Origin of the sequence: Aeromonas sp. 600886, assembly GCF_049174935.1 — a bacterium.
Taxonomy (GTDB): Bacteria; Pseudomonadota; Gammaproteobacteria; order Enterobacterales; family Aeromonadaceae; genus Aeromonas; species Aeromonas veronii_A.
This window is the reverse complement of record NZ_JAAKUB010000009.1, coordinates 1-16,574: the sequence shown is the minus strand read 5'-3', so window position 1 is coordinate 16,574 and position 16,574 is coordinate 1. Positions and strand designations below refer to the sequence as shown.

Genomic DNA, 16,574 nt, shown 5'->3' with positions numbered 1-16,574 from the left:
AGGGAGGATACTGCCCGCTGATCCGTGGGTTAGCCTGCGGGCTCATAGCGATCTGTTTATCCCGGGTCTGTTTTCCCGGGATTTTTTATGACTGCGCTGTCAGCGCCCTTGATGGTTGCTGCAGTAGAATGTGGCTGGTTTGATAGTGGCCCAGCAGAGGTTGGCCAACGGCACGGGCGAAACGTTCATCCAGATGGAAGCGGATCCCCACCCCGCGCACGGCCCCCAGATCCACCGTCTGGCGGTGACCGAGCCGCTCGATGGGCAGTCCGAGACGACGAAAGATGCGCTCTACCGGCAGGCTGACGACAGCGACCAGCTCCCGGATCCCGTGAGCATGGGCGAAGGCATAGACTTCGCGAAAGATAACGCAGGTGAGCTCGCTGACGCCATTGACCATCCGCGGAGCACGGCTGGCATCGATGGCTAGACGGGTCAGTTCCCAGACATCGGGGGTGCGTGGTGCACTTTCACCGGCAAGGGCGGTGGGGAAGATGGTGGGCAGCATATAGGCATCGGCACAGTTGAGCAGGCGAATACAGCCGCACAGCCCTTGTTTATCCTCGATCAGCACCCAATGGGTGTCTGGCGTATCAAAGCTGTCACGCTCGAGTCCCCGATGGGACTCTACATCCCAGCCGAGCCGGTCGGAAAAGACGCGATTTCGAAAGCGATAGAGTTCCTCCTCTACCTCATTTCGTGGATGCTCTCTCAATTTTCCTTTGAAAACCAACATTATGGGCCCTCTGTCTTGCTATTCGCCGTTATAATCACATGTCTGGCCAAGGGGGCTTTCATATGAAAAGAGACCAACTGCTTGAGTATCTCGAACATTTCACTTCGGTGACGGATGGCAACCGTCTGGCCGAGCTGATCGGTCACTTCACGCTCGGTATGGGCTACGACTACTACCGCTTCGCGCTGATCCTGCCGATGTCGATGCAAAGACCCAAGGTGGTGCTGTTCAATCACTGCCCTGACTCCTGGGTGCAGGCCTACACCGAAAACAACATGCTGGCATGTGATCCGGTGATCCAGCTGGCGCGCAAGCAGACTCTGCCCATCTACTGGAATCGCCTCGATGAGCGAGCCAGTTTTCTGCAAGAGGGAAGCATGGATGTGATGGGGCTGGCAGCCGAGTTCGGGCTACGCAATGGCATCTCCTTCCCCCTGCACGGTGCAGCCGGGGAGAACGGGATCCTCTCCTTTATCACGTCCGAGCGGGCCTCGAGCGATCTGCTGCTGGAGTCGTCGCCGATCCTCTCATGGATGTCCAACTACATCTTCGATGCCGCAATCCGGGTGGTGCGTTTCAGCATGATGGACAGTGCGGGCAAAGAGCCCCTGACCGAGCGCGAAACCGAGTGTCTGTTTTGGGCCAGCGAAGGAAAGACCTCCTGCGAGATAGCCTGCATCCTCGGCATCACGGAGCGCACGGTCAATTACCACCTCAATCAGGTCACCCGCAAAACCGGCTCCATGAACCGCTACCAGGCCATTGCCAAGGGGGTGGGGACCGGCTTGCTGTTGCCCAATCTGGAGCAGGTGGTGGTCACCAATTTTCCCCGAGTGTTGCAGTAGTCCGAGTCTCACATGCCACAGATTCTCCTGCTGCTGTATGAGGGTCACAATTGTCAGATCCGGTAATTGACAAGGGATTGAATAGAAAAGCTTCATCATTAGCAAAATGAATGAACCAGTAAATCAATGAATTTCTAAGAGGGAACAGGGCTCGCTATAGTGCCGTTCATTCATCACTTCGAACGGAACTTTCCATGCTGCTGACCACGACCCTGCAAGGCTTCACCATAGGTCTTGCCATGATCATCCCCATCGGCGCCCAGAATGCCTTTGTGCTGAGCAGAGGCATCCATCGCAATCACCATCTGCTGAGCGCCACACTCTGCAGTTTCTGCGACCTCATTCTGATCGCTATAGGGGTATTTGGCGGAGCCAATCTGCTGGCTGCCAGCCCGATTGGCATGATGCTGCTTACCTGGGGCGGCGTGCTGTTTCTCGGCTGGTTTGGGGTTCGCTCCCTGCGCAGCGCCTGGCATGGACAGGAGGGCGGACTGGCCGACTCTTCGCAACGGATGAGAGCCAGAAGCGTACTGGCCATGACGCTAGGGGTCACCCTGCTCAATCCCCATGTCTATCTCGATACCCTGATGCTGCTCGGCTCCCTTGGCAGTCAGGTGAGCGAGTCCCTGCGTCCGGCCTTTGCTGCGGGGGCCATGCTGGCCTCGCTGGTGTGGTTTTACTCGCTTGCGCTGGGAGCGGCCGCATTGGCGCCCTGGCTAGAGCGAGGAGGGGTGCAGCGGGGGATCGATCTGCTGGTCGGCATCATCATGCTGAGTCTGGCGGGCAAGCTGGCGTTTGGAGGCTAGTCCGCCAGACCGTATCCATGGTGATGTCGGTGATGCTCATTGGCGGATAGCGAGGGTAGGCTCCGTGCTATCGAGTGTCAAACACCAGTCCGTTCTACGGACTGGTGTTTTTACAGCTTCTCGATACAGAGGCTATACCCGGAACTGGGAGAGCAGGCGCTGTTGCAGCAGGCTGGCCTGATGGAGAGAGGAGGCGAGCTGCAGGCACTCCTGCGCCTCCTGTTCGCCGGTTCTGGCTTGCAGACTGATGCCGGAGACCTTGTCAGAGGAGTGGCTCAGGGTGTGTGACAGTTGACCTGTGGCTACGGCCACCTGCTGCACCATGTCGGCCAGCTGGTCGATGGCGCCTTCCACCTTGAACAGGATCTGCTTGGTGTTCTCGGAGTCCTGCATGCCGGACTCCACCGTCTTGAGGTTGCGCTGCATCATCAGGTAGGCGCTCTCGGTCTGCCGCTGGATGCTGCTGATCACCTGGCTGATCTCGGCGCTTGATGTCGCCGTGCGATTGGCCAGGGTGCGCACCTCGTCCGCGACCACAGCAAAGCCACGTCCCATCTCCCCCGCGCGGGCTGCTTCGATAGCCGCATTGAGGGCCAGCAGGTTGGTCTGCTCCGAGATGCCGCTGATGGTGGAGATGATCTGGCCGATCTGGCCCGCCTGCTCCTTGAGGGCGTTGATGGCGATGGCGCACTCGCCCACCTCCTGCACCACCCGCTGCATGCCCGCACTGGCAGAGGCGACATATTGGCTACTTTCGGTGGTTAGCTGGCGCACCTCGTTGGCATTGTGGGCCGCCATGCTGCAGTTGTCAGAAATACCGGTAGCGACCTGTACCATTTGTTCACTGTCCTGATGCAGGGCCAGCGCATGTTCGGCGGTCTGGCGGCTGCTCTGGCTGATCGCCTCCACCCGGTTGACCGAGGTGTGAACGTGTTCGCTGATGTGCCGGGTGTTGTCCATGGTGGAGCTGATCATCTTCTGCAATTTCTCGATGAAGCGATCCACGCTGTTGGCCAGCGAGCCTATCTCGTCATCCCGCTGCAGGTTGATGCGGGCGTTGAGATCCCCCTCGCCGGCGGCGATATCCTGCATCCGTTTGTCCACTTGCAGCAGCGGGGTGACCAGCTTGCGGGTCAGCCAGAAGCCACAGAGGGTGACCATGAGCAGGCTAAGCAACAGGCCGCCCAGCAGCAGGGTGCGGGTTTGGCTGATGATGCCGTTGAGCTGGACTACCTGATCCTCTACGGTGGCATCACCGCTCGCCTCGATGGCAACCAGTTGTTGCTGTAGCTGGTCGGCACTGGCCTCATAGAGAGCCTGCTGGGCCTGATAGCTGCCGAGCGCCTCGATCCACTGCCCCATCAGCTGCTGATGTCGGGCCAACAGGGCGCGATACTGTATCGCCAGCGGCTTGCCGGCAAATTCGCCGGTTCCCTCGATATCGAACAGCCCGGTACCGAGCATGCTGTCGATCGCTTCGTGATAGAAATCGGTCGCCTCTTTCAGCTCGACCTTGATCGCCTCCGTTACCCCTTGTCTGCGCATCTTCTCCAGCGCATAGAGCTGGCGTAAAAAGCCGATATTGGACTCCATTCCCCCGTCGGCCGCTTCCCAGCGGGTGGAGAGGCCACTGTTCCAGCTGATGGTCTGGTCGGGGGCCTGGGTCAGCACCTCTACCGCCCCATCGCCAATCACCTCCAGCTGGGTCGAGAGTCGTGCCATCAGCTCGGCGTTGTGATGCAGGGCCTGATCCACCTCGGTATAGGCGTGATAGAGCGTCAACAGCTTCTCTTGTTGTTGTTGATAGGCCAGCTTCTGCTGCTCCATAGTGGCCAGGACTGCGCCATCAATGAGCTGACCCTGGCTGACCCGGGCCAGCGCATCATCGGTCGCCGCCTTGGCGGCATCAAGCTCGGTGCGATTGAGCGGGGTGCCGTTTTGCATCTTCTGAATCTGTAACTGTTGATTGCCCAGTTCGATGGAGCCTTCCATGGCGCCATCGGCGGTCTGCCAGGCGCTTCCCAACACATAGGTGAGCAGGCCGGCCAGCCGCTGGCTGCCATACCAGCCCACGACCCCCATCCCCAGCGTGCAGCCGAGCAAGATGGCAAGACCCAGATTGGCGGTGGTAACAATTTTCATATGATGGCCTTCCTTGGTATCTGCATTGGCATCAATTTCGGTTCCGAACGGATTTAGTGTAGTGGCTCATGCCCAGTCGGAGTCCGGTACGGTGCAGAAACATCCCGTACACGCAGGCTGAACCAGATCAAGCATGGTGGCCAATTTGCGAAAAAGCTTCTCCGGATACCAGAGGGTTGCTGCCCTATGCTGGATACTTATCCAGTTATTCTTTATGCTATGAGCCAATTTGCGAATAGCTGTATTGGTGAGGAGAGAGCCGTGATTGGTCGCTTGAGAGGCATTGTCATTGAGAAGCAGCCCCCCGAGGTCTTGCTGGAAGTAGGTGGGGTTGGTTACGAGGTTCATATGCCGATGAGCTGCTTCTATGATTTGCCGGAGATCGGCAAGGAGGCGACCATCCACACTCACTTCGTGGTGCGGGAAGATGCCCAATTGCTCTATGGTTTTAACCACAAACAGGAGCGGGCGCTGTTCCGCGAGCTGATCAAGACCAACGGAGTCGGCCCCAAGCTGGCGCTGGCTATTCTCTCCGGCATGACAGCTACCCAATTCGTGCTGAGTGTCGAACGTGAAGAGATAAGCTCTTTGGTCAAACTGCCGGGAGTCGGCAAGAAGACCGCCGAGCGTCTGGTGGTGGAGATGAAGGATCGCCTCAAGGGCTGGGTCAGTCACGACCTCTTCTCCCCGGCCATGGTCACCCTGCCAGCCAGTGAGCCAGAATTGCGGGCACCGGATGTGACCGAAGAGGCGGCCAGTGCGCTGGTGGCCCTCGGTTACAAGCCGCAGCAGGCGAGCCAGATTGTCAGCAAGATCGCCAAAGAGGGGATGTCGGTGGAAGATATCATCCGTGAATCCCTGCGTAGCCTGGTATGAGGTAGTTGATGATTGAAGCAGACCGCCTCATTTCGGCCAGTGCCGCCCGTGAGGATGACATTATTGACCGGGCTATCCGCCCCAAGAAGCTGGCTGATTACACCGGTCAGGATACCGTCTGCGAGCAGATGGAGATCTTTATCGAAGCGGCCCGTCAGCGGGGTGAAGCGCTCGATCACCTGCTGATCTTCGGTCCGCCGGGCTTGGGTAAGACCACCCTCGCCAACATCGTCGCCAACGAGATGGGTGTCAATATCAAGACCACCTCCGGCCCGGTGCTGGAGAAAGCGGGGGATCTGGCGGCGCTGCTCACCAACCTTGAACCGAACGATGTGTTGTTCATCGACGAGATCCACCGTCTCAGCCCGGTGGTGGAAGAGGTGCTCTATCCGGCGATGGAGGATTACCAGCTCGACATCATGATCGGGGAGGGACCAGCGGCTCGCTCCATCAAGCTGGATCTGCCTCCCTTTACCCTGATTGGCGCTACCACCCGGGCCGGTTCACTCACCAGCCCGCTGCGGGATCGCTTCGGCATCGTCCAGCGGCTGGAGTTTTACAACGTCAAGGACCTGACCGATATCGTCTCCCGCAGTGCCCGTTGTCTGGGGCTCGACATGACGGAAGATGGTGCCATTGAGGTCGCCCGTCGCTCTCGCGGTACGCCGCGGATTGCTAACCGTTTGTTAAGACGAGTGCGTGACTTCGCCCAGGTCAAATCCGATGGCCGGATCGATGGCCCCATCGCGGCCCGCGCCATGGACATGCTGGATGTCGATAACGAAGGTTTTGACTTCATGGACCGCAAGTTATTGTTGGCTGTCATAGACAAGTTTATGGGGGGGCCGGTGGGTCTCGATAATCTGGCCGCCGCGATCGGGGAAGAGAAAGATACTATCGAAGATGTGCTTGAGCCTTATCTGATCCAGCAAGGGTATCTGCAACGTACACCCAGAGGACGGATTGCGACCACACGAGCATATGCTCATTTCGGTCTTCAGCGACCAGATGAGAAGTAAAAACAGTCGTTTGAACAAAAAACCGCCGTCAAAGGCGGTTTTTTGTTATTCGGGCAAAAAAAAAGCCCACGGCTGATGCGGTGGGCAAAGACAATTCAGGATGGATGTTCACAGACAGTGAGTGCGTCTGGACACAGACCGGAAAATAAACAGGTGAGCCGTCGCGAGCTCTCAGAGTCGGTTCAGTTGATAGAGCTGAACAAAGGAAAGCTTGTAGTAACGGATGGTTTTAGTAACAAACTTTTTCATCTTCGATTCCAATAGACAGGTTCAAATTGATGGCCGAATACGTACCGTGAACCCGGATTAACCGGCCTGTATCCAAGGGTATGCCCTCACTGCGAGGCGCATTGTAGGAGCTCGTATCGGCCCGGGCAAACAAGAAAAATTGCAACCTTCAAATTAGTTTATCTAATGTAGTGATTGATGAAATTGGTTCGCATGAGTATGCATTGTTTGTAGTTTTAAATTGAGTTTTACAATCAGTTCGCCTGACCTGGATAACATGGAAAAAGGCGCGTCATCGACATTTTTCAAATTAAATGGGGTGGCCGGATGTTAAATTCTTAAATTGATTTAAATCAATATTTTACGCATTGTCATCTTTTGTGATCTGGCTCGCTTCAATAATCGTGAAATAGATTAAACATGGCTTTGAAAGCCATGTATGACGGGTCCTTTTACATTGATTTCAATCAAATAAAGGTGATATAAAAACCCGGTCATAATGAGCGAGAATAAATTGAAGCTGATTGTTTTTTAATTGTTAAACATTAGCTTTGTTTGTATTTTCGCGTTGCCTTGTTGTTAATATTGGTGGTTACTGAAAGTGTTTTGTTGTGATGCGTCTCAACGGGGCCCATTCGATAACCCCCAACGGAAGCTTTGTCCTTAAAACTTAAAATAGCCGTGCCAATAATCGGTGAGGAAACATCATGATTGCTGAGCATGTGGTAGACCTATCGCGGTTCCAGTTCGCTGCGACGGCCCTTTATCACTTTTTGTTTGTACCCCTGACGCTGGGAATGGCCTTTCTCCTGGCGATCATGGAATCCGTCTATGTGATGACCAACAACACCATCTACCGGGACATGACCAAATTCTGGGGTAAGTTGTTTGGTATCAACTTTGCCCTGGGGGTCACCACAGGCCTGGCCATGGAGTTCCAGTTCGGGACGAACTGGGCGTATTACTCCCATTATGTCGGCGATATCTTCGGGGCTCCGTTGGCCATCGAAGGGCTGATGGCCTTCTTCCTGGAGTCCACCTTCGTCGGTATGTTCTTCTTTGGTTGGGATCGTCTGAGTAAGCATCAGCATCTGGCTGCCACCTGGTTGATGGCGCTGGGTACCAACCTCTCCGCCCTCTGGATCCTGGTCGCCAACGGCTGGATGCAGAACCCGGTCGGTGCCGAGTTCAACTTTGAATCCATGCGGATGGAGATGATGAGTTTCGCTGACGTGGTGCTCAACCCGGTTGCTCAGGTCAAGTTCGTCCACACTGTGGCGGCTGGCTATACCTGTGGCGCCATGTTTGTGCTGGGTATCTCCTCCTACTACCTGCTGAAGAATCGTGATGTGGCGTTTGCCCGTCGCTCCTTCGCCATTGCCGCCGCGTTCGGTATGGCTTCCATCGTATCCGTGCTGATCCTCGGCGATGAATCCGGTTACGAGACCGGTGAAGTGCAGAAGGTGAAACTGGCCGCTATCGAAGCCGAGTGGGAAACTGAACCTGCTCCGGCCGCATTTACCCTGTTCGGTATTCCGAATCAGGAAGAGATGCGCACCGACTACGCCATCAAGATCCCCTATGCGCTGGGCATTATCGCGACCCGTTCTCTGGACGGTCAGGTCACCGGTCTTAAAGATCTGAAGAGCGAGCACGAACTGCGCGTCCGTAACGGTATGACCGCTTACGACCTGCTGACCAAGCTGCAATCCGGTGACAAGTCTGACGAGACCCGTGCCCGCTTCGACGAAGTGAAGCAGGATCTGGGCTACGGTCTGCTGCTCAAGCGTTACACCAGCAATGTGACCGACGCTACCGACGAGCAGATCAAGGCCGCTGTGGATGACTCCATCCCGCAGGTTCTGCCGCTGTTCTTCGCCTTCCGCATCATGGTTGCCGTCGGCATGCTGATGCTGGTACTGATTGGTATGGCCTTCTATGACAGTGCCCGTCACCAGATCGGCCAGCGCAAGTGGCTGCTCAAGGCTCTGCTGTGGGGGATCCCGCTGCCGTGGATCGCCATCGAAGCTGGCTGGTTTGTTGCCGAATATGGTCGCCAACCGTGGACCATTGCAGAGGTGTTGCCGACTTCCCTCTCTGCATCCAACTTGCCGGCAGCCGAGATCTGGTTCTCTCTGATCGGTATCTGCCTGTTCTATACCGTACTTCTGGTTATCGAGATGTACCTGATGTTCAAGTATGCCCGTCTTGGCCCCAGCAGCCTGAAGACTGGCAAGTATCACTTTGAACAGATCAAGGCATAAGGAGAGCGACCATGTTTGATTACGAAACTCTGCGTGTCATCTGGTGGGCTCTGGTCGGCGTACTGCTGATCGGTTTTGCCATCACTGACGGCTTCGACATGGGGGTAGGCGCACTGCTCCCGTTCGTCGGCAAGAAAGATGTCGAGCGCCGCGTGATGCTCAACACCATGGGGCCGCACTGGGAAGGTAACCAGGTTTGGCTGGTCACTGCCGGTGGCGCCTTGTTCGCCGCTTGGCCGATGGTGTATGCCGCGACCTTCTCCGGCTTCTACATCGCCATGATCCTGACCTTGATGGCGCTGTTCCTGCGTCCGGTCGGTTTCAAGTACCGCTCGCTGCGTGCTGATGCAAAATGGCGCAGCAACTGGGACTGGGCCTTGTTCGCCGGTAGCGCCGTACCGCCCATCGTCTTTGGTGTGGCCTTTGGCAACCTGCTGCAAGGCGTTCCGTTCGAGTTTAACCAGTTCATGATGTTGACCTATCACGGCAACTTCTTCGGCCTGCTTAACCCGTTCGGCATTCTGGCTGGTCTGGTGAGCCTGTTCATGCTGCTCACCCAGGGCGCAACCTGGTTGATGATGAAGACCGACGGGGAAGTGCTGGCACGTTCCCGTACTGCCGCCATGATCTGCTCACTGCTGACCCTGGTGCTGTTTGCTGCCGCGGGTTGGTGGGTAAGCGGTATGGAAGGGTATGTCATCGTCAAGGCTGCCGCGACTGACGCAGTATCCAACCCGATGAACAAGGAAGTTGTCCTGCAGGCTGGTGCCTGGATGAACAACTACACCCTCTATCCGTGGATGGTGGCTGCCCCTGTACTGGGTCTGGCCATGAGCCTGCTGACTGCGCTGTTTGCCCGCATGAACATCGGCTGGCTGGCGTTTACCAGCTCCTCGCTGGCGATTGCCGGGGTCATCCTCACTGCCGGTTTCTCCATGTTCCCGTTCGTGATGCCCTCAAGCCTTGAGCCGTCACTGAGCCTGACCATGTGGGATGCTACCGCCTCTTTCAACACCTTGCAGGTGATGACTGTGGCTGCAGCGATCTTCGTACCGATTGTGCTGGGTTACACCATCTGGACTTACATCAAGATGTTTGGCCGGGTAACCAACAAGCACATCGAAGATAACCAACAATCTCTCTATTAAGAGGTGCGCTGACAATGTGGTATTTCACCTGGATCCTGGGGCTGTTGCTGGCCTGTGCATTTGGCATCATCAATGCGCTGTGGCTGGAACACACCGAGAACATGGATCGTCAGATCGATGAAAACAAGTGATCGACTCGCCAGGCTGGCCGCTCCACTGGAGCGGCAGCCGTGGCAGGGGTTGATGTTACTCGCGGCGGCCTTGTTGGCCGTCGCTATTTTACAGGCCCCCAATCTGATCGCGGCCAACACCAGCGAGCATGGTCTCTGGCTTGCTCCCTGGCTGATGTGGGCCGTCTGTTGTGGCGTACTTAACGGGCTTGGCTTTCATCTGAAAAGCCTGCCCGGACGTGTGCTGTTCAACCCCTGGCTCGCCTGGCCCAGTTTGTTGTATGGCCTCTGGCTGACACATTCATATTTCCTTTCATAAAAAACGGGGGGAGGCAGGATTTCCCTGTCTCCCCCTGCTTCTTTCCTATTCAGCCCTGCGCTATGATAGCCCCCCATCTGACTGTCGAATGGATCACAGATTGTTATGGGGGAAGTCTTTGAGTTTCCGGTACGTGTCTACTACGAAGACACCGATGCCGGGGGCATCGTCTACAACGCCAATTATCTCAAGTTTATGGAACGTGCTCGCACCGAGTTTCTTCGTGCCAAAGGGGTCGAACAGGACGTCTGGCTGCAGGAGGGATATGCCTTCGTGGTGAGCCGAACTGAGATCGATTTCCGCTCGGCGGCCCGTTTTAATGAACTATTGAATGTATTAACGCAAGTGATTGAAGTGAAACGCGCATCCCTGCGTTTTTCGCAGCAGATCCTGGCGGCTGATGGACGACTCGTCACCCAGGCTTTGGTACAGATAGCCTGTGTAAGTCATCCGCAAATGAAACCTGTAGCTATACCTGAAAAAATCAAGGGAGTGCTGTTAAGTGCACGCTGAAATTTCGTTTATTGGCCTGTTTTGGCAAGCCAGCCTGTTGGTAAAACTGGTCATGATCACCCTGATGAGCATGTCTATTGTCTCCTGGGCGCTGATTATCCAGCGTTCCAAGGCGATCAAGGCGGCCAATCTCGCATCGGAACAGTTTGAAGATCGCTTCTGGTCAGGGGTCGATCTCAATCGCCTCTATCAGGAGTCCTCTTCCCGCCGCGATGATATCGAAGGCATGGAAGATATCTTCTACTCCGGCTTCAAGGAGTATGCCCGCCTGCTCAAGGCCGGGGCCCGTGGTCAGGATGCGGTGATGGATGGTACCTACCGTGCCATGCGCGTCTCCCTCTCCCGTGCGGTGGATGATCTGGAATCCAACCTGCCGGTGCTGGCGACCATCGGCTCCATCAGCCCCTACATCGGTCTGTTCGGTACCGTATGGGGGATCATGAACGCCTTTATCGCCCTGGGTCAGGTGCAGCAGGCCACCCTGCAGATGGTGGCACCGGGTATCGCGGAAGCGCTGATTGCGACCGCCATGGGTCTGTTTGCCGCTATCCCGGCGGTAATCTTCTACAACCGCTTCTCCAACAAGGTCGAGCGGCTGGAGAACGCCTACGCCAACTTCATGGACGAGTTCACCACCATTCTGAACCGTCAAATTGCTCAGCAGCAGGGTGATCAGTAATGCAAACCTATCAGCGGATCCGGCGCAAGAAGGTGGCCGAGATCAACGTGGTTCCCTATATCGACGTCATGCTGGTGCTGCTTATCATCTTTATGGCGGTCACGCCGGTGATCACGCAAGGGGTCAAGGTGGATCTGCCGCAGGCTGAGTCCGAGCAGTTGCCGGAAGATGCCAAGCCGCCCTTCATCGTAAGCGTCAATACCGAAGGCGAGTATGTCATCAAGGCTGGCGAAGCCGATGACGAGCCGGTGCCAAGTGGCACGCCAGAGGCGATGCAGCAATACATCACCGAAAAAGCCATGGGCTATCTGGCGATCAACCAGAATGCCCCCGTGGTGGTCGCGGGTGACAAGGCCGTGCGCTACGAAGAGGTGATCCTGTTGATGGTGGCCCTCAAGAATGCGGGTGTGCCTCAGGTTGGCCTGATGACAGATCCGGTGAACTAACGGAGATGGATGTGAAGCGTGGTATTTCCGGTTATCTCATCGCGTCGTTTCTGCTGCACCTGATCATCGGCATCATCCTGTTTGTCGGGCTCGATTTCAGCAAACCGAAACGACCCGAATCGAAGGGGCAGATCGTCAATGCCGTCATGCTTGATGAGAACTTCCTCAACGAGCAGGCCAAGCAGATCCAGCAGCAGAAAGCTCAGCCCAAGCCGCAGAAGGTAGAGAAAGAGAAGGATAAGGAAGATACGGATCTTGCCAAACGCGAACTAGCCCAGCAGCAGGAACGGCTGCGTATTGCCGAGGCCAAGCGGAAAGAAGCAGAAGAGGCGACCCGCAAGGCCGAGGCTGAGAAGCAGAAAAAAGTTGCCGAGCAGAAGCGGGCGGAAGAGAAGGCGCAGAAAGCCGAGGAGGCCCGCAAGCTGGAAGAGCAGAAGGCCAAGAAGGCGGAAGCCGAGCGCAAGGCTGCTGAAGAGGCCAAGGCACTGGCGCTGAAGAAAAAGAAAGAGCTCGAGAAAAAACAGGCGGAAGAGAAGGCTAAAGCCGAGGAGGCCAAAGCCAAGAAAGCGGAAGCTGACAAGAAGGCCAAGGCTGAGGCAGAGAAGAAAGCCAAGGCAGAGGCTGAGAAAAAAGCCAAAGCCGAGGCTGAGAAGAAGGCCAAGGAAGAGGCAGCCAAAAAGGCAAAAGCTGACGCAGAGAAGAAAGCCAAGGCTGAAGCCGAGAAGCAGGCCAAGATCGCGGCAGAACGCAAACGCAAAGCGGCCGAGGAGGCCAGACTGCAAAAAGAGATGGAAGCCATGATGCAGCAGCAGCTGGCGGCTGAAGCCAATGCCCGCAGCCAGGCTGCCTCTGCAGCGGCACAAGGTGAGGTCGACAAGTATGCGGCGCTCATCAAGGCCACTGTTGAGCGGTATATGATTTTGGATCCCACCATGCGGGGCAAAACATGTACTATCGGCGTACGTCTTGCGAGCAGTGGCTTTGTCATATCGGTAGATAACGGCCAGGGTGACCCGGCGGTCTGTCGTTCGGGTAAGGCGGCTGTCTTGAAAGCCAATCAACTGCCAGTGCCCAAGGATCCTGCGGCATTCGAGATGTTGAAGGAATTTAACCTGAAGTTAGAACCGAGTATCTAAGCGTGATAAAACGAGGTTGCTTGCCTCCGGTTGGCAACCTCTCGCCGAGAAAGGAATTTAACCTCTCATCTTTATTGGAACCGAGTATTTAAGCCATGATCAGAAAAGTATTTTTTGCTTTGGTTGGCTGTTTGTTGCTGGGCCAGAGTGCCCAGGCGGCCCTGGACATCGTCATCACCGGCGGTATTGATAGCGCACGCCCCATCGCCGTCGCCCCCTTCAAGTGGGAAGGCAACGGGCAGTTGCCGCAGGACATCGCGGAAGTGGTCTCCAACGACCTGATGCGCAGCGGCAAGTTCAAGCCGCTGGCCCGTGGCCAGATGCCGCAGACCCCGAGCAGCAGCAGCGAGATCAACTTCGCTCCCTGGGCCTCCCAAGGGGTTGAAGCCGTGGTGGTGGGGTCCATTTCGGCAGTCGGTGACGGCACCTACAAGGTCAACTTCGAGCTGGTCGATGTGCTGAAAGGCCAGCTGGCCAAGGCACAAGGTGGCGAGAGCAACGGTTACATTCTGGATAGCCGTATGGCGACCATCCCGGGTGCCCAGATGCGCCAGTTTGCCCACCGTATCTCCGACATCGTCTATGAGCGTCTGACTGGCGAGCGCGGTGCCTTCCTGACCCGTCTGGCTTACGTCTCCGTACAGCAGGGTACCCAGTTCCCGTACCAGCTGCGCATTTCTGACTACGACGGTTACAACGAGAAGACCCTGCTGCGCTCCCGCGAGCCGTTGATGTCTCCGGCCTGGTCGCCGGATGGCAGCAAGCTGGCTTACGTGAGCTTCGAGAACCAGAAGTCCGAAATCTACGTGCAGGATATCTACACCCAGCAGCGCAGCCTGATCACCAGTTTCCGCGGTATTAACGGGGCGCCGGAGTGGTCTCCGGATGGTCGTCGTCTGGCTATCGTTCTCTCCAAAGATGGTTCACCGAACCTCTATGTGGTTGATGTCGCTAGCAAGCAGCTGACCCGCGTCACAACCAGCCGTGTGATCGACACCGAACCCTCCTGGATGCCGGACGGGCAAAATTTGTTGTTCACCTCTGAACGTGGTGGCAAACCCCAGATTTATAGCGTAAATTTGGCGACTGGTATGACTCGCCGGATGACTTGGGAAGGTGAATCCAACCAGGGTGCATCCATCACTCCTGATGGCAAAATCATGGTGATGGTGACCCGTGTTCAGGGACAGTATCGTATTGCCCGTCAGGACATGGAAAACAATGCCCTGCTGGTCCTGACCCAGAGTGCTCTGGATGAGTCGCCAAGTGTGGCTCCCAATGGCAGCATGATCATTTATGCCACCATCTATCAGGGTCGTAAGAGTCTTGCGTTGGTGTCGACTGATGGTCGCTTCAAGGCTGTGCTTCCGACCAGTAGCGGTGAAATTCGTGCACCAGCTTGGTCGCCCTTCTTGAATTGATAAAAATCCAATTGTTTTTTGTTTTGTTATAAAGGTTTAAGGAAATAGCATGCAACTCAATAAACTGCTCAAGGGTTTGGCCATCGCACTGCCACTGTTCACCCTGGCCGCTTGTAGTTCTTCTTCTGATTCCGACGCCGCTGGCGCCGAATCAGGTATGACCGACGGCATGGGCGGTGTACAAACCGGCGGCGCCAACGGCATGTTGTCCCCGGAAGAGCAGATGCGTCAGAAGTTCGAAGCACTGCAGCGTGACAACGTGATCTACTTCCCGTTCGACGGTTACGATATCCAGGGTCAGTACGCTGATCTGCTGGATGCCCACGCCAGCTACCTGCGCGAGCGCCCGAGCGTGAAAGTCCTGATCGAAGGTCACGCCGATGAGCGCGGTACTCCGGAGTACAACATCGCCCTGGGCGAGCGTCGTGCCAAGGCTGTTGCCAAGTATCTGCAAACCCTGGGTGTGCAGGCCGAGCAGCTCTCCATCGTCAGCTATGGCGAAGAGAAGCCGCTGGATCTGTCCCACACCGAGGATGCCTTTGCCAAAAACCGCCGCGCGGTTCTGGTTTACTAAGGTTTGAACCGAACGAAGTTCGTTTATATGCAAGCGGCCATTTCGATGGCCGTTTTATTTGCACTAAACGCCAAGGTTTGATCCGAATGAAATCTGTATATGCGAGCGACGATGGCGCTGGCCGTTTTATCTGTACTAAACGCTAAGGTTTGATCCGAATGAAATCTGTGTACAAGCAAGCTGTCGTTGCGCTGGCCGTAATGGTTGCTCTGAATGCGCAAGCTGCGGCACCGGTCAGCGATCTGGGCGGTGACTCAAGTGGTGGGGTTGTCCTTAGCGGCAACAACGGCGCCATCGTGCCCACCGGTAGCCTGGAAGATCGGGTTGCCCTGCTGGAGCGCACCCTCAATGCCCGTCTGCGACTGCAAGCTGAATTGCAGCAGCAGGTCGACTCCCTGCAAGGGGAGGTCTCCGAGCTGCGTGGTCAGCTGGAGCAGCAGACCTACCAGATGGAACAGTCGCAAGAGCGCCAGCGTCAGCTCTACCAAGAGCTCGACAAGGTTGCCAGCAGCCAGCAAGCTGCTCCAGCCACCCCGGCCCCTGCTGCTGCCACACCGGCTGCTGCCGCCAATTACTCAACCAATCAGGATGAGAATCAGGCCTACGACGCAGCGGTCAATATGGTGCTCAAAGAGAAGAACTACGACAAAGCCATTCCGGCTTTCCAGGGCTTCATCAAGCAGTACCCCAATTCGGGCTATGTTCCCAATGCACACTACTGGCTCGGCCAGTTGCTGTTCAACAAGGGTGACAGAGCCGGTGCCTCGGCCCAGTTTTCGACCGTGGCCAACAAATACAGCAAATCCCCCAAGCGAGCAGATGCGCTGCTGAAGCTGGGTATGCTGGCGCAGCTGGATGGCAAGAAGGCGGAAGCCAAATCCTTCTATGAGCAGGTGATCAAGGGCTATCCCAACACCTCGCCAGCCCAGTTGGCCAAACAGAGTCTGGCCAAGCTGTAACATTGCTGTATGTCACTGTTTTCGTAACGCTACTGTAAAAACAGCCTGCATTTGTACGCACAGTGAGCAAACGGATTTAAATTACGAATTTTCTGTTGCACCGGAAATTTAAATCCGTAATATAGGCCGCCGTCAGAGCCGAAGCAGTAATGCAGTCGGAACTGGTCGTGGTGAGGGTCGTTAGCTCAGTCGGTAGAGCAGTTGACTTTTAATCAATTGGTCGCTGGTTCGAATCCAGCACGACCCACCATTTTCTCCACTCGGTGGAGACAGAATTCCCAGGTCGTTTAGCTCAGCTGGGAGAGCACCTCCCTTACAAGGAGGGGGTCACTGGTTCGATCCCAGTAACGACC

The 16,574-nt window shown here is 56.1% G+C and carries 17 protein-coding genes and 2 tRNA genes; 17 read left to right on the top strand and 2 right to left on the bottom strand.

Translation table 11 applies throughout. The features are described 5' to 3' along the window. Positions 1-85 precede the first annotated feature (85 nt). Positions 86-736, bottom strand: a complete 651-nt coding sequence (locus G5179_RS08940) for an acyl-homoserine-lactone synthase (protein ID WP_266135413.1) — start codon at positions 734-736, stop codon at positions 86-88. Positions 737-798: 62 nt separating this feature from the next. Between G5179_RS08940 and G5179_RS08935 the strand changes: the two genes are divergently transcribed. Further along, positions 799-1,581 (top strand): LuxR family transcriptional regulator, encoded by a 783-nt coding sequence (locus tag G5179_RS08935; RefSeq protein WP_216952064.1) that lies wholly within the window; start codon positions 799-801, stop codon positions 1,579-1,581. Positions 1,582-1,775: 194 nt separating this feature from the next. After that, complete coding sequence (gene lysE, locus G5179_RS08930; protein WP_421258214.1) at positions 1,776-2,387, top strand: L-lysine exporter; 612 nt, start codon at positions 1,776-1,778, stop codon at positions 2,385-2,387. Between the two features lie 132 nt (positions 2,388-2,519). On the opposite strand, the gene G5179_RS08925 is transcribed toward lysE, so the two are convergent. Next, positions 2,520-4,529 (bottom strand): methyl-accepting chemotaxis protein, encoded by a 2,010-nt coding sequence (locus G5179_RS08925; protein ID WP_421258213.1) that lies wholly within the window; start codon positions 4,527-4,529, stop codon positions 2,520-2,522. Positions 4,530-4,790: 261 nt separating this feature from the next. On the opposite strand from G5179_RS08925, the gene ruvA reads away from it, so the two are divergent. The 15 genes from ruvA (at position 4,791) to G5179_RS08850 (ending at position 16,574) form a co-directional block, all read left to right on the top strand. After that, the gene (gene ruvA / locus G5179_RS08920; protein ID WP_216952061.1) at positions 4,791-5,405 is read left to right on the top strand and encodes a Holliday junction branch migration protein RuvA; all 615 of its coding nucleotides are present in this window, start codon (positions 4,791-4,793) and stop codon (positions 5,403-5,405) included. An 8-nt stretch (positions 5,406-5,413) separates the two neighbouring features. Beyond that, positions 5,414-6,424: a Holliday junction branch migration DNA helicase RuvB gene (gene ruvB / locus G5179_RS08915; RefSeq protein ID WP_005335744.1), complete on the top strand. Its 1,011-nt coding sequence runs from the start codon at positions 5,414-5,416 to the stop codon at positions 6,422-6,424. Positions 6,425-7,359: 935 nt separating this feature from the next. Beyond that, a complete protein-coding gene (locus G5179_RS08910) occupies positions 7,360-8,916 on the top strand; it encodes a cytochrome ubiquinol oxidase subunit I (RefSeq protein ID WP_227341407.1) in 1,557 nt (518 codons plus the stop codon). Positions 8,917-8,927: 11 nt separating this feature from the next. Then, complete coding sequence (cydB, locus tag G5179_RS08905) at positions 8,928-10,064, top strand: cytochrome d ubiquinol oxidase subunit II (RefSeq protein ID WP_005335741.1); 1,137 nt, start codon at positions 8,928-8,930, stop codon at positions 10,062-10,064. A gap of 14 nt (positions 10,065-10,078) precedes the next feature. Beyond that, a complete protein-coding gene (gene cydX, locus G5179_RS08900) occupies positions 10,079-10,195 on the top strand; it encodes a cytochrome bd-I oxidase subunit CydX (RefSeq protein WP_005304933.1) in 117 nt (38 codons plus the stop codon). Then, on the top strand, positions 10,182-10,493 hold the full coding sequence (locus G5179_RS08895) for a cyd operon YbgE family protein (RefSeq protein ID WP_041202810.1): 312 nt from the start codon (positions 10,182-10,184) through the stop codon (positions 10,491-10,493). The genes cydX and G5179_RS08895 overlap by 14 nt, the downstream gene beginning before the upstream one ends. A gap of 105 nt (positions 10,494-10,598) precedes the next feature. Continuing rightward, a complete protein-coding gene (gene ybgC, locus G5179_RS08890; protein ID WP_005343212.1) occupies positions 10,599-11,006 on the top strand; it encodes a tol-pal system-associated acyl-CoA thioesterase in 408 nt (135 codons plus the stop codon). A gap of 1 nt (position 11,007) precedes the next feature. Next, positions 11,008-11,685, top strand: coding sequence for a protein TolQ (gene tolQ, locus G5179_RS08885; RefSeq protein ID WP_216954450.1), 678 nt, complete (start codon positions 11,008-11,010; stop codon positions 11,683-11,685). After that, complete coding sequence (tolR, locus tag G5179_RS08880; RefSeq protein ID WP_005335733.1) at positions 11,685-12,131, top strand: protein TolR; 447 nt, start codon at positions 11,685-11,687, stop codon at positions 12,129-12,131. Before tolQ ends, tolR begins: the two co-directional genes overlap by 1 nt. Before the next feature lie 5 nt (positions 12,132-12,136). After that, positions 12,137-13,267, top strand: a complete 1,131-nt coding sequence (tolA, locus tag G5179_RS08875; protein WP_216979490.1) for a cell envelope integrity protein TolA — start codon at positions 12,137-12,139, stop codon at positions 13,265-13,267. Between the two features lie 95 nt (positions 13,268-13,362). Further along, positions 13,363-14,688: a Tol-Pal system beta propeller repeat protein TolB gene (tolB, locus tag G5179_RS08870; RefSeq protein ID WP_005335728.1), complete on the top strand. Its 1,326-nt coding sequence runs from the start codon at positions 13,363-13,365 to the stop codon at positions 14,686-14,688. A 49-nt stretch (positions 14,689-14,737) separates the two neighbouring features. After that, positions 14,738-15,262, top strand: a complete 525-nt coding sequence (pal, locus tag G5179_RS08865; protein ID WP_005313284.1) for a peptidoglycan-associated lipoprotein Pal — start codon at positions 14,738-14,740, stop codon at positions 15,260-15,262. A gap of 158 nt (positions 15,263-15,420) precedes the next feature. After that, positions 15,421-16,221 (top strand): tol-pal system protein YbgF, encoded by an 801-nt coding sequence (gene ybgF / locus G5179_RS08860; protein ID WP_005343216.1) that lies wholly within the window; start codon positions 15,421-15,423, stop codon positions 16,219-16,221. 174 nt (positions 16,222-16,395) lie between these two features. Continuing rightward, a tRNA-Lys gene (locus G5179_RS08855) sits at positions 16,396-16,471 on the top strand. A gap of 31 nt (positions 16,472-16,502) precedes the next feature. Continuing rightward, positions 16,503-16,574: transfer RNA gene (locus tag G5179_RS08850), tRNA-Val, on the top strand.

Excerpts from the sequence above, each read along its gene's own strand:
- tolA (WP_216979490.1), top strand. The coding sequence starts at position 12,137 with ATGGATGTGAAGCGTGGTATTTCCGGTTATCTCATCGCGTCGTTTCTG.
- cydX (WP_005304933.1), top strand. The coding sequence starts at position 10,079 with ATGTGGTATTTCACCTGGATCCTGGGGCTGTTGCTGGCCTGTGCATTT.
- ybgC (WP_005343212.1), top strand. The coding sequence starts at position 10,599 with ATGGGGGAAGTCTTTGAGTTTCCGGTACGTGTCTACTACGAAGACACC.
- G5179_RS08940 (WP_266135413.1), bottom strand. The coding sequence starts at position 736 with ATGTTGGTTTTCAAAGGAAAATTGAGAGAGCATCCACGAAATGAGGTA.
- tolB (WP_005335728.1), top strand. The coding sequence starts at position 13,363 with ATGATCAGAAAAGTATTTTTTGCTTTGGTTGGCTGTTTGTTGCTGGGC.
- lysE (WP_421258214.1), top strand. The coding sequence starts at position 1,776 with ATGCTGCTGACCACGACCCTGCAAGGCTTCACCATAGGTCTTGCCATG.
- G5179_RS08910 (WP_227341407.1), top strand. The coding sequence starts at position 7,360 with ATGATTGCTGAGCATGTGGTAGACCTATCGCGGTTCCAGTTCGCTGCG.
- G5179_RS08895 (WP_041202810.1), top strand. The coding sequence starts at position 10,182 with ATGAAAACAAGTGATCGACTCGCCAGGCTGGCCGCTCCACTGGAGCGG.
- pal (WP_005313284.1), top strand. The coding sequence starts at position 14,738 with ATGCAACTCAATAAACTGCTCAAGGGTTTGGCCATCGCACTGCCACTG.
- G5179_RS08925 (WP_421258213.1), bottom strand. The coding sequence starts at position 4,529 with ATGAAAATTGTTACCACCGCCAATCTGGGTCTTGCCATCTTGCTCGGC.
- cydB (WP_005335741.1), top strand. The coding sequence starts at position 8,928 with ATGTTTGATTACGAAACTCTGCGTGTCATCTGGTGGGCTCTGGTCGGC.
- tolR (WP_005335733.1), top strand. The coding sequence starts at position 11,685 with ATGCAAACCTATCAGCGGATCCGGCGCAAGAAGGTGGCCGAGATCAAC.
- G5179_RS08935 (WP_216952064.1), top strand. The coding sequence starts at position 799 with ATGAAAAGAGACCAACTGCTTGAGTATCTCGAACATTTCACTTCGGTG.
- ruvB (WP_005335744.1), top strand. The coding sequence starts at position 5,414 with ATGATTGAAGCAGACCGCCTCATTTCGGCCAGTGCCGCCCGTGAGGAT.
- ybgF (WP_005343216.1), top strand. The coding sequence starts at position 15,421 with ATGAAATCTGTGTACAAGCAAGCTGTCGTTGCGCTGGCCGTAATGGTT.